Source organism: Leyella stercorea, from assembly GCF_021531655.1.
On record NZ_JADYUF010000063.1, the window covers coordinates 1 to 14,785 of the forward strand.

General features: G+C 49.8%; 16 protein-coding genes and 1 pseudogene. 10 read left to right on the top strand and 7 right to left on the bottom strand.

What is annotated here, in order from left to right:
- Nucleotides 1–71: 71 nt before the first annotated feature.
- From I6E49_RS13190 to I6E49_RS13200, 3 genes and pseudogenes are all read left to right on the top strand, one after another.
- Nucleotides 72–746: pseudogene (locus I6E49_RS13190) on the top strand (glucose/galactose MFS transporter); the annotation flags it as partial.
- Nucleotides 747–936: 190 nt separating this feature from the next.
- Nucleotides 937–1,668 (top strand): hypothetical protein, encoded by a 732-nt coding sequence (locus tag I6E49_RS13195; protein ID WP_235402893.1) that lies wholly within the window; start codon nucleotides 937–939, stop codon nucleotides 1,666–1,668.
- 56 nt (nucleotides 1,669–1,724) lie between these two features.
- Entirely contained in the window at nucleotides 1,725–2,111 is a 387-nt protein-coding gene (locus tag I6E49_RS13200) for a VOC family protein (RefSeq protein WP_235402895.1), read from the top strand.
- 117 nt (nucleotides 2,112–2,228) lie between these two features.
- On the opposite strand, the gene I6E49_RS13205 is transcribed toward I6E49_RS13200, so the two are convergent.
- From I6E49_RS13205 to I6E49_RS13215, 3 genes are all read right to left on the bottom strand, one after another.
- The gene (locus I6E49_RS13205) at nucleotides 2,229–2,522 is read right to left on the bottom strand and encodes a heavy-metal-associated domain-containing protein (protein WP_235402896.1); all 294 of its coding nucleotides are present in this window, start codon (nucleotides 2,520–2,522) and stop codon (nucleotides 2,229–2,231) included.
- A gap of 26 nt (nucleotides 2,523–2,548) precedes the next feature.
- Nucleotides 2,549–3,526 (bottom strand): TonB-dependent receptor plug domain-containing protein, encoded by a 978-nt coding sequence (locus I6E49_RS13210; RefSeq protein WP_235402897.1) that lies wholly within the window; start codon nucleotides 3,524–3,526, stop codon nucleotides 2,549–2,551.
- Nucleotides 3,527–3,718: 192 nt separating this feature from the next.
- The gene (locus I6E49_RS13215; protein WP_235402898.1) at nucleotides 3,719–4,273 is read right to left on the bottom strand and encodes a helix-turn-helix domain-containing protein; all 555 of its coding nucleotides are present in this window, start codon (nucleotides 4,271–4,273) and stop codon (nucleotides 3,719–3,721) included.
- A gap of 391 nt (nucleotides 4,274–4,664) precedes the next feature.
- Between I6E49_RS13215 and I6E49_RS13220 the strand changes: the two genes are divergently transcribed.
- Nucleotides 4,665–6,014, top strand: coding sequence for an NAD(P)/FAD-dependent oxidoreductase (locus tag I6E49_RS13220; RefSeq protein ID WP_235402899.1), 1,350 nt, complete (start codon nucleotides 4,665–4,667; stop codon nucleotides 6,012–6,014).
- A gap of 194 nt (nucleotides 6,015–6,208) precedes the next feature.
- Nucleotides 6,209–6,970 carry an SDR family NAD(P)-dependent oxidoreductase gene (locus I6E49_RS13225; RefSeq protein WP_235402900.1) on the top strand — a complete coding sequence of 254 codons (762 nt, stop codon included), beginning with the start codon at nucleotides 6,209–6,211 and terminating at the stop codon, nucleotides 6,968–6,970.
- 95 nt (nucleotides 6,971–7,065) lie between these two features.
- Here I6E49_RS13225 and I6E49_RS13230 read toward each other — a convergent pair whose 3' ends face one another.
- Nucleotides 7,066–7,791, bottom strand: coding sequence for a class I SAM-dependent methyltransferase (locus I6E49_RS13230; protein ID WP_235402901.1), 726 nt, complete (start codon nucleotides 7,789–7,791; stop codon nucleotides 7,066–7,068).
- A 178-nt stretch (nucleotides 7,792–7,969) separates the two neighbouring features.
- On the opposite strand from I6E49_RS13230, the gene I6E49_RS13235 reads away from it, so the two are divergent.
- From I6E49_RS13235 to I6E49_RS13255, 5 genes are all read left to right on the top strand, one after another.
- Nucleotides 7,970–8,854: an Rpn family recombination-promoting nuclease/putative transposase gene (locus tag I6E49_RS13235; protein ID WP_235402902.1), complete on the top strand. Its 885-nt coding sequence runs from the start codon at nucleotides 7,970–7,972 to the stop codon at nucleotides 8,852–8,854.
- A 5-nt stretch (nucleotides 8,855–8,859) separates the two neighbouring features.
- On the top strand, nucleotides 8,860–9,258 hold the full coding sequence (locus tag I6E49_RS13240) for an FKBP-type peptidyl-prolyl cis-trans isomerase (RefSeq protein ID WP_235394263.1): 399 nt from the start codon (nucleotides 8,860–8,862) through the stop codon (nucleotides 9,256–9,258).
- Between the two features lie 43 nt (nucleotides 9,259–9,301).
- Nucleotides 9,302–11,440, top strand: coding sequence for a M3 family metallopeptidase (locus I6E49_RS13245; protein WP_441006980.1), 2,139 nt, complete (start codon nucleotides 9,302–9,304; stop codon nucleotides 11,438–11,440).
- 130 nt (nucleotides 11,441–11,570) lie between these two features.
- Nucleotides 11,571–12,869 (top strand): M18 family aminopeptidase, encoded by a 1,299-nt coding sequence (locus I6E49_RS13250; RefSeq protein WP_235402903.1) that lies wholly within the window; start codon nucleotides 11,571–11,573, stop codon nucleotides 12,867–12,869.
- A 171-nt stretch (nucleotides 12,870–13,040) separates the two neighbouring features.
- On the top strand, nucleotides 13,041–13,148 hold the full coding sequence (locus tag I6E49_RS13255) for a smalltalk protein (RefSeq protein ID WP_235402904.1): 108 nt from the start codon (nucleotides 13,041–13,043) through the stop codon (nucleotides 13,146–13,148).
- Between the two features lie 51 nt (nucleotides 13,149–13,199).
- On the opposite strand, the gene I6E49_RS13260 is transcribed toward I6E49_RS13255, so the two are convergent.
- The 3 genes from I6E49_RS13260 to I6E49_RS13270 form a co-directional block, all read right to left on the bottom strand.
- The gene (locus I6E49_RS13260; RefSeq protein WP_235402906.1) at nucleotides 13,200–13,340 is read right to left on the bottom strand and encodes a hypothetical protein; all 141 of its coding nucleotides are present in this window, start codon (nucleotides 13,338–13,340) and stop codon (nucleotides 13,200–13,202) included.
- 356 nt (nucleotides 13,341–13,696) lie between these two features.
- Nucleotides 13,697–14,512 (bottom strand): N-acetylmuramic acid 6-phosphate etherase, encoded by an 816-nt coding sequence (locus I6E49_RS13265; RefSeq protein WP_235402908.1) that lies wholly within the window; start codon nucleotides 14,510–14,512, stop codon nucleotides 13,697–13,699.
- Nucleotides 14,513–14,561: 49 nt separating this feature from the next.
- Nucleotides 14,562–14,785 (bottom strand): hypothetical protein (locus I6E49_RS13270; RefSeq protein WP_235402910.1); only part of this gene is annotated, 224 nt, incomplete at its 5' end.

The following is a 14,785-nucleotide window of genomic DNA, read 5'->3' on the forward strand; positions in this document are numbered from 1 at the left end:
GACATACGGAAATACTCAAAGCCTTTTTTATACAATAAATTCAACCTCAAAGTCTAAATCCGAAACTTGAGTTCTATATCATCATTGGTGTGTTTGTAGTGCTGAGCATAGTTTCGCTTCTGGCTCCGCTGCCTGAGGTGAAGGCTACAGGTGAGGACGAAGGCTCGGCCGATGATTGTCCTTATGCATCAGGCAAGACATCGATATTGCAGTTTCCTCACTTGCTGCTTGGTGTTGTGGCCTTGTTTGTCTATGTAGGTGTTGAGACTTTGGCACTCAGCACAGCCATCGACTATGCCACGGCTGTAGGTCTGCCTTCGCCCGACCGCTATGCATGGATACCAAGTATAGGTATGGTGGTAGGATATATTTGCGGCATTGTGCTCATTCCTAAGTATCTGTCGCAGGACGGTGCCATGCGCATCTGTGCTTCGTTAGGCGTGGTAGGTTCGCTACTCATTGTGCTGCTGCCAGCCCAGATATCAATATGGGCAATATTCCTTATGGCTCTCGGATGCTCGTTGCTTTGGCCTTCGTTGTGGCCGTTGGCAATGGCCGACCTTGGCAGATTTACCAAGTCGGGCAGCGCCTTGCTTACTATGGCCATTGCCGGAGGAGCAGTAGTGCCGACATTGTTTGGTACACTTAAGGATTCGTTTGGTGCTCAGAATGCCTATTGGCTCGCTGTGCCTTGCTTCCTTTTCATATTCTATTATGGACTGGCTGGTCACAAGATCAGAAAGTAAAAAATAGTATCCAATTGATACATTATAGTATATATCGATTGAAATAAAAATCTTTGGGAACGTTTGCGCAAATTGGGAACGATTGCGGTAACGTTCCCAATAAACAAGGATTATTTTTGTTTTGTCACCTAGTTGGGATGACGTAAATTTGCAAGCGTAAAATATTAATTTAAAAACCTAAACCTTGCAAATGAAAAGAATCACCACATCACTCATTGCCTCGGCAATATGCCTGACGGCTTCAGCACAAATCCATCTTACTGCCGACTTGCAGAACAACCATCTGTGGCGAGGCATGGAGGTGGCCGACGGTTGCCTTATACTTACCGACCTTGGCTATACGTTTGCCAATGGACACATGACACTCGGTCTGTGGGGAGGCACAAATACCCAAGGCTCATATAAGGAGTTCAACCATTACATCACGCTGCGCACGGGCGGACTGGAGTTCTCGGTTATGGACACTTACAACTTCTCGCCTGGAGCAACGTACAACAATAGGCAGTATTTTAATTATTCGGCACATGAGACAGGACGTTTCCTCAACTGTACGCTGAATTACCGCTTACAGCAACCTCGGTTTCCATTGCTGCTCAGTTGGTCGACAATAATGTTCGGACGCGACCGCTCGGCTGACAACACAGAGCAGAAATACACCACCTTCGTTTATGCCGAATATCCTATATATAATAAGGAGGGGTGGAAAGTGGATGCAGGAGTGGGAGGAGCCTTTGCCTTGAACAAGGCTGGCGAGAAACAAAACTTCTACGGCAACACATCGGGTATCGTACATACACAGCTGAAGGTGAGCCACGACCTGAAGATTGGCTCATACTCTCTGCCAGTGCATGCCATGGGATTGTGGAACCCGCAGTCGCAGAAGGCTTACTTCCAGATAGGAGCACAAATCATTCACTTATAAAGAGCACATATATTAACGACATAAAATCCATAACATACATAAAATCCATAAACATTATGAATATCAAAGATTTCACAACTGGCATTCAGCACATTGGTATCCCCACCAACAACATTGAAGAGACAATCAACTTCTATCTCACCCTGGGTTTCACAACAGCCTTGCGCACCATCAACGGCACAGAGGAAGTGGCATTCCTTCAGCTCCACAATCTCGTGATAGAGACTTATCAGAACCGTCAGGCTGCTATGGCATACGGAGCCATCGACCATATTGCCATCGACGTGAAGAATATTGATGAGCTGTTTAAGGTTGTGCAACGTGCTGGACTGAAAATGCTCGACACCGAGGTTAATGTTTTGCCTTTCTGGGAGAACGGAGTTAAGTTCTTCACAATTGAGGGACCTAACAAGGAAAAGATAGAGTTCTGCGAGAAACTCTGATTAGTTGAGAATTGAGAGTTGAGAATTGAAAGTTATGATATGCTTTAACATTAAATGATTAGCATGGTAATCATAACCCTTAACTCTCAATTCTCAACTTGAATAAACTCTCAACTTTCAACTGGATATTAACTTCTTCTTTATCTCATACCCAATCTTCTTGAAAGCCTTGACGTAGTCGTCGTACTTGGCTTTCTTGGAGTTGTAGACGATAGTGACCTTCTGGTCTTCGAGGGAGGTGCTGATTTGCTTTGTGCCCTTGACGAAGCGAATGTTACTCTTGATTTTCTTCTCACAGTTCTGGCAGTGCATCTGCGGCTGAGTGGTTACTGTCAGTGTGTCGGCTGCTGTCTTGGCAAATGTATTGCCGGCAACTACAAGCATAAATGCTACTAAAAGATTCTTCTTCATGATAATCCTTGTTTTTATAATGTTTTTTATACCTTCTCTAATGTGAATCTTATTCCTACGTAAGCCATTGCTCCGGTGACGGGGGCCCACACCTGAGTGGCGTCGAAGGCAGCACTCCATGGATGATGTGAGTGGAGGATAGGGTCGGCTATCTTATAGTTGGTGAGGTTCTCGCCACCTAAGTAAAGACTGAAGTTGTGGAACTCTCGTGTCACTTGCGCCTGCAATTGGAAGTAGGCAGGATAGCGGCTGCGGTCGTAAAGCTCTCCACCACCATTCAGCTGACCGGTTGCGTCGAATTGCCAAAGTTCGAGCGGCGTCTTATACGAGAGAGTGAGCAATCCTTTATAGCGTGATGTGAGAGGCTTCTGGCGTAGCACACCATCATAGGTACATTTAACATCGTTAAGACGGAAGGCTGCTGTGGCTGTCATTCCGCTGAACAATGCGTATGTGGCATCCACTTGGAAAGTGTGGCTATAGCTCTTGCCGTCGAGATTTTCAAACGAGAGTGTGTGCTCGCCCTTAGCTCCATCAAAGTTCATAATCATCTGATGCTTGAAGTCGGTGTAGTAATACTCCGCATTCAGCTCAAGATTCTTGCCAAAGAGAGGAATGTTGAAGTCCAAAGAAGCTCCCATGTTCCATGCCTCCTCCTGCTTAAGGTCGGAATCGATGATTATCTCTCTGCCACTTGCCAATAGCGTGACGTTCTCTGCCAAGGCATGAGGCGAACGGTAGCCCTTGCCTATAGAAGCGCGTAGCGTGACAATTTTGGACGGAGAATACTTGATGTGCAGACGTGGCGTGACGAAGCTGCCGTAACGGTCAGAATGATCCCAACGCACGCCTGGCATAACAGTCAGCTTGTCGCCCAACTTGTATGCATATTGGGCATACAGGCCAGGAGTTGTCTCCTTGCTCACCTTGCTTTCTGCTTTAGGCAATGGTCCCAATGGGTTGAAGCGTTCGTCATAGTAGTCGTGGTTGAATGACGCTCCCACACTAATAACCTGAGTTCGGGATAAGAACTCAGGTTAATATATATATAACAATCTCTAATACTAATAACAATATATTTTTTTTCTTAACGTGAATTAGCATGAATTATATTTATACTGCGTATTTCTACACAACAACAAATTTCGAATATTCACGTGACATTTACGACAATTTACGTTCAGCGACAGCGTACATTACAATGCATCCAGGGATGTTCTGTCGTGTTTTCCCATTTCGCGAAATTCTTTTGGCGTCAAGCCCGTCACTTGCTTGAACTGCGAGGAGAGGTGTGCCGGCGAGCTGTATCCAAGCCGATAGGCTATTTCGCTTGTGGCAAGCTGACTGTAGCACAACAATTCCTTGGCATATTCAATGCGATGCAGAATGGAGAACCGCTCGATGGTTATGCCTCGCACTTCGGAGAACAGTTTGCTCAATGCACTATAGTCCTTGTTAAGACGGTGCGACAGATAATCGGACAGTTTGGGACGCTCCTCATTCATCCTCACCCATTGCTGTACGGCTATGCGTATCTGCTCCACCAACTGCGAGCGTGGGTCGTCAAGCAGTTCGAAACCTATGTCGTGCAGTTTCCTCGCAATAGAAAGACGTTGCCCGTCGGTGAGTTCTTCCTCTATCTCTGCATCGCCCAAACTTATCGACTTCACCGTCAGACCTTCTGACTCAAGAATCTCCCTCGCCGCCGATATGCAGCGCGGACAAACCATATTCTTTATCAATAGCTTCATTGGCGTATATATTTCTCTGTTTTTATTACGATGCAAAGTTATAGATTTTCAATAAATAATTTATACAAAATTAGGGAGAATGCTTACAGATTCCCTGTTGTTTTTCTTGACATAAAACATTAAATTGTGGGCTGTGACTATGGCGTAACAGATATTTCAATAAAAAGTAGTAACTTTGTACAGCAATTAAGGATAATTCCCACAACACAATATGATAACCCCCCCCCCCACACACACACACACAACACATATTGCAAACGTTTGCGAATATTGGGAACGTTACCGCAATCGTTTTCATAAATAAATACACAACAAAATTGAACAGTCTGCTCGATAATGGCTAATTTAGCCATCGCAAAGAGTAACTAAATAAACCTTTATATTATATCGTATGAGCATCAATATCCAGAGAAATCAGAAGAAGAGAGTAGTAATCGTTGGTGGCGGACTTGGCGGACTGCGCCTTGCCGAAGACCTCTACGGGTCGGGCATGCAGGTAGTGCTGATCGACAAGAACAACTTCCATCAGTTTCCACCGCTTATTTATCAGATAGCCTCGGCTGGTATCGACCCGAGCAGCATCTCGTTCCCCTTCCGTCAGATATTCCGCAAGCGCAAGGACTTCTATTTCCGCATGGCAGAGGCTCGTATGGTAGACACCGACAAGAAGATTCTGCAGACTTCTATCGGCAAGATTGACTACGACTACCTTGTGCTGGCAGCCGGAGCCACAACCAATTTCTTTGGCAACAAGAACATCGAGGAGTGGGCAATACCGATGAAGACCGTGCCCGAGGCAATGGGGCTGCGCAATGCGCTGCTCTCCAACTTCGAGCGTGCGCTGACCTGCGCCACTGAGGAGGAGCGTCAGGAGCTGCTCAATGTCGTCATCGTAGGCGGTGGTGCTACTGGTGTGGAGATAGCCGGAGCGCTGTCGGAGATGAGACGCTACGTCATTCCTTACGACTATCCCGACATGGACTTCTCGTTGATGCACATTTATCTCATTGAGGCTGGCGACCGTCTGCTTGCCGGAATGTCGCAAGACTCGTCGCACAAGGCTTACGACTTCCTCAAGAGCATGGGTGTCGACGTGCACTTCGGCAAGATGGTGACCGACTATCGCGACCACAAGGTAATCATGAAGGACGGCACCGAGATTCCTACACGTACATTCCTCTGGGTGTCGGGCATACGTGCCAACGCCATGCCGGGCATCAGCGACGACCACCAGGGACGTGGCTTCCGCTTCAAGGTCGACCAGTTCAACCGTATTCCAGGACTTGACGGCGTGTTTGCCATTGGCGACCAGTGTCTGCAGACCTCCGATGCTGCTTACCCCAACGGACACCCACAGGTTGCTCAGGTGGCTATACAGCAGGCCAAGAATCTTGCCAAGAATCTCAAGAAGATTAATGAAGGTCAGGACGACAGTACTCTTACTGCCTTCAAGTACAACAACCTCGGCTCAATGGCTACTATCGGCCGCAACAAGGCTGTGGTAGAGATAGGCAAGTTCCGCAGCCAGGGATTCTTCGCATGGATTCTGTGGCTCGTAGTTCACCTGCGCTCAATCCTCGGCGTCAAGAACAAGATGATGGTGCTGCTCAATTGGCTGTGGAAATACGTCAGCTACAACGATTCTATCCGCATGATTACTTACGCTACAAAGCCGCGTGAGGTAGTGGAGCGTATGGAGCGCGAGCAGACCACACACTTGGGCGAGGACCTCATGGATTGATAAAAGCTGAAAGCTGAGATTTTTTTATTTATAATTCTGTATTTTATAATTCTAAAAATAGTATCTTTGCATAAGATAGGCTGCTCCTCGGCAATTGAAGCAAGCTTCATTGCGCTCGGTTTGCACTATCTTTGCAGAAGAATGGACGGCGTCATGACCATGGTGCCGTTTTTTGTAATTAAAAAATCTGAGACATGAATAGAAAGACTGCTCTTATCACAGGTGCTACAAGCGGAATAGGAATGGCTTGTGCACGTCGTTTTGCCGTTGGTGGCTACAATCTTATCATTACAGGCCGTTCGGCCGACAAGCTTCAGGCGTTGAAGGCTGAACTTGAGGCTGGTGGGGTGGAGGTGCTTGCGCTCGCCTTCGACGTGTGCAATCGTGAGGCTACGCGCGATGCTGTGGCAAGCATACCCGATGCTTTCAAGCCCATCGACGTGCTCATCAACAACGCCGGACTGGCACGTGGTCTGGAGCCAGAATACGAGGGCGACTTCCAGGACTGGGACGAGATGATTGACACCAACATCAAGGGATTGCTCAATATGACACGTTTCGTAGTGCCCGGGATGGTGAGCCTTAACCACGGACATGTGATAAATATAGGTAGTGTGGCTGGCGATGCGGCTTATGCCGGAGGCGGAGTCTACTGTGCCACAAAGGCTGCCGTCAAGGCACTTACCGACGGACTGCGCATCGATGTTGCCCATACAAGTGTACGAGTGACCAATCTGAAGCCCGGACTCGTTGAGACCAACTTCTCCAACGTCCGTTTCCATGGCGACAACGAGCGTGCCGACAATGTATACAAGGGCATCAAGCCGCTCGTAGGCGACGACATTGCCGACGTGGCGTTCTACGCTGCAAGTGCTCCCGAGCACGTGCAGATAGCCGAAGTGCTGGTGCTTGCCACACATCAGGCCAACGGAACCGTTGTGCATAGAAAAAGTTGAGAGTTGAAAGTTGAAAATTGAGAGTTATGATTACCAAGCTAAACATTAATGTTAAAGTACATCATAATTCTCAATTCTCAACTCTTAACTGTAAACTACATAAGCCTTGCCAAGTAGTCGTAATGCTCACCCTCTGCTACAATCTCACACTGCAAACCGCATTGCTTGCTTATAGAGGCGAGCAGTGCGGGGTCGGTGTAGAGCCAGTCGAAAGGTTCGCCCTTCACGTTTTTGTACAGCATCAGGTAGTCCACCTCGCCATAGTATGGCGCATTGAGGTTGATGTCCATCGATCCGTCCTCGTTCTCGTATATGTATCTCAAGTCGGACGAGTCCACCAGAATCTGTCCGCCATCAGCCAGCAGTTCCTTCAGACGGTTGAGCAGCGATGGCAGACGCTCGAGTTTGCCGGCAATGCCTGTGCCGTTCATCAGTAGCAGCAGCGTGTCGTATTTGCCCTGAAGTTGCGGGTCAAACAGGTTTACACACTCCACATCCTTAATTCCACGCTCACTCATCACCTCGCAGCTAAGTGGCGAGATGTCGATAGCCTTCACCTCAATGTCACGCTCCTGCAGAGCCAGCGCATGACATCCGGCACCCGCCCCTATGTCGAGCACCCGTCCGTGCGCCATCTCAAGGGCCTTCTGTTCCAGACGCGGCATCTGTCCGAACGAGCGAAACAGATGCGCCACAGGCATCTCGTCCTCTTCAAACATCGACGACAACACACGCAGACGAGCCGCCTTGCCCAAGTGCTGAAAGTCGCTTATAGCCGCACCCATAGGGTCGTGGCTTTTATCTAATATAGAATATTTCATCTTAAGCTTTCGGTTTTTTTATATATTTAGACGTATTTTTGATTTTGCATTGAAATGGCTGCAAAGTTATGCTTAACAGATGAAATATCCAAGCCCAAACATTCTTATTTTCGTCATCACTATTTGTAAATTAATAAAAATGCCGTATATTTGCTGATGAAATCAAAAATGTAGCTTTATGACAGAAAAATACATTAATCCACATACTGATTTTGGCTTTAAGCGACTCTTCGGGTCAGAGTTTAACAAGGAGCTGCTCATCAGCTTTCTGAATGCCATGTTTCATGGCGAGCAGAACGTACAGGACATTACGTATCTCAACTCGGAGCAACTTGGCGACCGTGCAGATGCCCGCCGTGCCATTTTTGATGTATATTGCGAGAATGACAAAGGCGAGAAGTTTATTGTTGAGATGCAGAATGTCTATCAGGAATTCTTCAAGGACCGTACTATTTATTATTCGACGTTTCCCATACGTGAGCAAGCACACCGTGGAGGCGACTGGGACTTTCATCTCAATCCTGTCTATACAATCGGCTTGCTTAACTTCAACTTCGCAGAAGGTTTGCAGAATGCCAAACGCTGGCACCATGAAGTGAAGCTGATGGAGGTGGATACTCACGAGGTGTTCTACGACAAGCTGACGTATATATATGTGGAGATTCCAAAGTTCGACAAAAAAGAAACTGAACTCGTCACTATGTACGATAAGTGGATGTATGTACTGAAGAATCTCTCAGTTCTTATGCAGCGTCCGGCAGCCTTGCAGGAGCGTGTATTTACTCGTCTTTTTGAACAAGCCGAGATTGCAAAGTTTGACAATCAAGAACGCAGACTGTATGAAGATAGTGTCAATGCTTATCGCGATATAGTTAACGCCATACGGACAGCAGAGAAGAAGAAATTTGCAGAGGGTCGTGCAGAAGGTCGTGCAGAAGGTCGTGCAGAGGGTCGTGCAGAAGGCATTATTGAAGTAGCTAAAACAATGATTAATAAAGGGATGTCTGCTGAACTTGTTGCAGAAGTGACGGGATTGTCTCTTGATGAACTACAACGTATATAATTGATATGAACAAACGTGAATATGCAAAGGCAAACCTCGAATGGCTTGCCGAGAAAGCCAAGGAAGAAGGCGTAAAGTCGCTTCCGCGTGGCATTTACTATAAGGTTTTATCTGAGGGCAACGCCGACGGCAAGCACCCCACGCCGCGCAGTATCGTCACCGCCCATTACACCGGCCGTACCATCAATGGCAAGAAGTTTGACTCAAGCCGTGGCGGAGCGCCTTTGGCAGTGCGCCTGTGCGACCTCATTGAGGGCTGGATAGTGGCCATGCAGCAGATGTGCGTGGGCGACAAGTGGGAGGTCTACATCCCTGCCGAAATGGGCTACGGCAAATTCTCGCAACCCGGAATCCCAGGCGGCTCAACACTCATATTCGAAATCGAACTCTTGGGAATTGCCTAGGGTAAGATGGTGAAATATATAATTATCTAAAAACCCAAATGATATGAATTTCAACAACACAGTCCTAACCATTGGCTTGGTAGCAGCCTTCCTGCAGATGCCTGCCACATCGTTCGCCCAAGGCTCGGGTGCCAATCGTCCTAATCCTCTCTTGCAGAAGAGCAGCCTGCCATTTGGCGCGCCCGACTTCAGCAAGATTCAGGAGACCGACTATCTGCCGGCAATCCAGGCAGCCATCAAGAATCAGCGTGAGAACATCCAGAAGATTGTCGACAATAAGAAGAAGCCGACATTCCAGAACACTATCCTCGCGTATGAGGAGAGCGGCGTAATGCTCGACCGCGTCATCAATGTGTTCGACGGACTCACAAGCGCACACAAGACCCCCGTAATTGCCGAGACCGAAGACAAGGTGATGCCGCTGCTCACCGAGCTCGCCAATGACATATCATTCAATCAGCGTCTCTTCGAGCGCATCAAGTACGTCTACGACAACGAGTACAGCAAGCTCAAGGGCGAAGACCAGCGCCTCACCGAAGTTGTCTACAAGAGCTTCGTACGCTCGGGAGCACTTCTCCCAGCCGACAAGATGGAGCGCATGAAGCAGATCAATTCGCGTATCTCCGAGCTGCAGCAGCAGTGGGGCAACCTCCTGCCCGCCGCCACCAACAACGCCGTGGTTTGGGTAGACAGCAAGGAGCTGCTCGCCGGACTCAGCGATGCCGACATTGCCCAGTGCAAGAAGGATGCCGAGAGCCGTGGCAGCAAGTCGCCCTATTGCATCGTCATCATCAACACCACACAGCAGCCTATCCTCGCCAGTCTGCAGAATCGCGACCTGCGCCGCAAGGTGTTCGAGGCCAGCAGCCACCGTGCCGATGCCACCAACCCCAAGTACAACACATTCCCCATCGTCACCGAACTTGCCAAGCTGCGTGCCGAGAAGGGCAAACTCATGGGCTACGCCACCTATGCCGACTATTCGCTTGAGCGCACAATGGCTAAGAATCCCAAGAATGTCTACAACTTCCTGCGCCAGCTCATCAAGGACTATTCGCCCAAAGCCGATGCCGAGACACGAGCCATCGAGCAGTATGCACAGAAGCTTGAGGGTCCCGACTTCCGTCTGCAGCCCTACGACCGCTTCTACTATTCTGCCAAGATGAAGAAGGAGATGCTCAACATCTCCGACGACGAGATAAAGCCATACTTCAATGTCGACAGCGTGCAGATCAACGGTGTGTTCTACGCAGCCCAGCGTGTCTACGGCCTCACCTTCAAGCAGCGCAAGGACATCCCCACTTATCATCCCGATATGAAGGTGTTTGAGGTGATTGACAAGAACGGCAAGCCTATTGCCCTTTTCTACAGCGACTTCTTCCGTCGTCCCACCAAGCGTGGCGGAGCATGGATGAGCGCATTTGCCAAGCAGAGCCGCCAGCGCGGTCAGCTCCCCATCATCTACAACGTGTGCAACAACGCCAAAGCCCCCGAAGGTCAGCCGTCGCTCATTACTTGGGACGAGGTGTGCACCATGTTCCATGAGTTTGGTCACGCCCTCCACGGCATCCTCTCCAACTGCCAGTACAACACCCTCTCAGGCACAGCCGTGGCACGCGACTTCGTAGAGCTTCCGTCGCAGTTCAATGAGTCGTTTGCAAGCATTCCTGAGATATTCGACCACTTCGCACGCCACACCGAGACTGGCAAGCCTATGCCTGCCGACCTTAAGGCACGCATGCTCGAAAGCATCAACTTCCAGACAGCCTACGCTCTTGGCGAGAATCTGGCTTCAACATGCCTCGACCTCGCATGGCACATGATCAGCGCCGACGAGGTGCCGTCGCCCTACATGGCAGGAGCTTTCGAGAAGGAGCAGCTCCACAACATAGGTTTGCTCAACACACAGATACCTCCACGCTACTCTACCTCTTACTTCAACCACGTGTGGGGTGGGGGCTACGCTGCCGGCTACTACAGCTATCTGTGGACTGAGGTGCTCGCCGTCAACGTTGCCGACTACTTCGCCAAGCACGGAGCACTCGACCCCGCCATCGGACAGGCTTTCCGCGACAAGATTCTGAGCCGTGGCAACACCAAGAACCAGATGCAGATGTTCACCGACTTCACCGGAATGCAGAGCCCTGATGCCTCAGGACTGCTCAAAGCAAGAGGACTGTAGAAGTGAAGAAAAGTCATGAATGTCCACGAATTACTCATGAATTCTGTAGCTTAGATTCATGGTTAATTCATGATAATTCGTGACGATAAAAGAAAATTATTATCAATTTATTAATCGACAAATTAAAAAAATGATCAATCGACTTTTATCATTTCTCGACGCTTCGCCAGTGAATTTCCTGGCAGTCAAAAACATAGCAGACATGCTTGAGGCAGGCGGATTCCGTCGTCTCGACCCATGCCAGCCGCTCGGCACAGTCAAAGCAGGCGACCGCTTCTTTGTCACCAAGAACGACTCGTCAATCTACGCCTTCCGCATAGGCAGCCAGCCGCTCGCCGAGGCAGGATTCCACATGATATGCGCCCATAGCGACTCGCCCACGTTCCGCATCAAGCCCAACGCCGAGATGCTATGCGAGGGCGGACTCGTCAAGCTCAACACCGAGGTGTATGGCGGTCCGATAATGTCTACATGGTTCGACCGTCCGCTCACACTTGCCGGACGTGTCATCGTGCGCAGCCAGGACGTGATGCGTCCCGACACAATGCTGCTCCACATCAAGCGACCGCTGCTGCAGATCAGCAACCTCGCCATCCACTTCAACCGCCAGGTCAACGACGGCGTGAAGCTCAGCCGACAGAAGGACGTGCTGCCGCTCTTGGGACAGATTACAAGCCAGCTCGAAGCCGGCAATCTGCTCCTCAACGTCATCCTCGAAGAGCTGGGCAAGCAGCGCCCCGTGAGCCGTGAGGACATTCTCGACTTCGACCTCTACCTCGCTGACACAACGCCAGCATGCACCTTCGGCGTACACAACGAGTTTATCTCAGCCGGACGTCTCGACGACCTCTCGATGTGCTTTGCCGGACTTGAAGCCATACTCGCTGCCGCCGACAGCGACACCACACAGGTGCTCGGCATCTTTGACAACGAGGAGACTGGCTCGCAGACCAAGCAGGGAGCAGGCAGTCCCTTCCTCTCGTACATGCTGCGCCGCATTGCCCTGGCACAGAGTGGCACCGAGGAAGCCTACTATCAGGCCGTGGAGCGTGCCTTCATGATTTCGGCAGACAACGCCCACGCATGGCATCCCAACTATCCCGAGAAGTACGACCCGACCAATCATCCTATGCTTGGCGGCGGACCGGTCATCAAGTTCAACGCAGCCCAGAAGTACGCTTCCGACGCAGCCTCGGCAGCCGTCTTTGCCGGAATATGCGCCAAGGCAGGCGTACCGTGCCAGCGCTTCGTCAACCATAGCGACGTAGCAGGCGGCAGCACTCTCGGCAACATCCTCGCCTCGTCAATACCCTTGCGTGGTGTCGACATGGGCAATGCCATCCTCGCTATGCACAGTTGCCGCGAGACAGGCAGCGTGCGCGACCATGAGTACTGCGTAAAGGTGTTCACGGAGTTCTATAATATGTAGAAGCCCTACCCCCAGCCCCTCCCCCGCAGGGAGGAGAGCGGTATGAACTGACTGCTTACAATATAAGGAACAGGCCCCACCCCCTTGCCCCTCCCCCGCAGGGAGGGGAGTGATATGATTTTGTGGGGATATTAGGGGGGGTGAGGCTTTTTTTTTAATAATCACAATACCATGAAAAACTCAAACAAAGAAACTCTCAAGACCGTGCTCCAGTTTATCGTGAGCGTAATCACCGCACTCCTCGCCACTCTCGGCGTACAGAGCTGCGTCTGCATTTAGAATGTGGAAGGAGGGTGTGTCAAAACTCAATTCTACGGGCTGAACCAACGGTCACCGGCGCATAGCGGAAAGGTAAAGCCCCAAAAGCACATAGCCCAAGGCAGCGCCTTGGGTGTACGGATAGATAAAAGCAAAATGCCCTGTAAGGGCAAAAGCATTGATAATTAACGCTTTTGCCCTTACAGGGCGCATTGTTTTTGGTGGCTTTTTACCTCAGGGTGTTCTTGCTTAGGCAAGCGGCAGAGCCGAGCGGCCCTGGGCTATGGGCTTCTGCCCCTTCGGGGCGTGCTGCTTTGACTTTTGACACACCCTCCGCAGCAAACCTCAGCTTAAAGTTAGGGTGCGCGTCGGACAGGAGTCCGCCGTTCCTATTATGTTAATATAGTTGAATGAAGAATTCAAAATTGAATAATTCAAAATGCGCTTGCGCATAATTCAAAACTCCTAATTCGTGATTAATTTGTGGCCATTCATGACCTTTTTTATAGTCACGAATTGGCCATGAATTCTAAATTGAATAATTCTTAATCGCCGCAGGCGACCAATTCCTAACTCCTAATTCCTAATTCCAAATTCTTAACGCTTCCAGCCTTCATTATCAAGGCCCTCACCTCATCGTAATTGGTGAATTGCGGGTTGCGTTCCATGAAAATCCGCACGGCTCGGTCGATGAGTTTGTGGTTGATAAGTCTGGCGTTCACCATCTTGTTACCCTCCACACGTCCCAGTCGTATCTGTACCGTAGTGCTGATCATGTCGAATATGAGTTTCTGCGAAGTGCCAGCCTTCATGCGCGTGCTGCCCGTAACGAACTCCGGACCCGTCAGCACCTCCACCCGATAGTCGGCTTGAGCGGCAATGGGCGAGTCAGGATTGTTGACTATGCATCCCGTAGTGATGCCCTCGGCACGTGCGTGTCGTAGCGCAGCCAGCACAAAAGGCGTAGTGCCGCTTGCCGAAATGCCCACTACGATGTCGTCCTGGCAGACCCCCTTTGTAGTGAGCTGTATCCAGCTGTCGTCGGTGTCGTCCTCGCGCGATTCTCGTGTCTGCGTCAGACATTCTATGCCGCCCGGGAAGATGGCTTGTATCTGCCGTCCGTCGGTGCCGTAAGTGTTCTGCACCTCAATGGTGTCGAGAGTGGCGAGTCGTCCGCCCGTGCCGCAGCCCACATAAAACAGTCGTCCGCCGCAGCGCAGTTTGTGCTCCACGGCATCAATCAGCCTGTTGATGGCAGGCAGCGCCTTGTCCACAGCCACGGGCACCGACATGTTCTCGCGGTTGATATTGGCAGTAATCTGCTCCACACTCATCAGTTCCAGATGGTCGTAGTGCGATGGCTGTTCCGTAATTCTCTTGTCCATATTATCACGATTTTTATTTTATAGTGCAAATTTAGAAAAAAAATCTGAATTATAAGCCTGTTGGAATAAACCACAAAATGAAGATTTTCGAGAACACGCTGTTTGCCATGAAAAGTGTTGAGGTGAAAAAACGGGAATCCAAATGACGGATGAACCATAAGAAAAGAGGAGGGCGTGTCAAAAGTTTGACACATCCTCCTCTTCCACATTCTAAATGCAGACGCAGCTCTGTACGCCGAGAGTGGCGAGGAGTGCGGTGATTACGCTCACGAT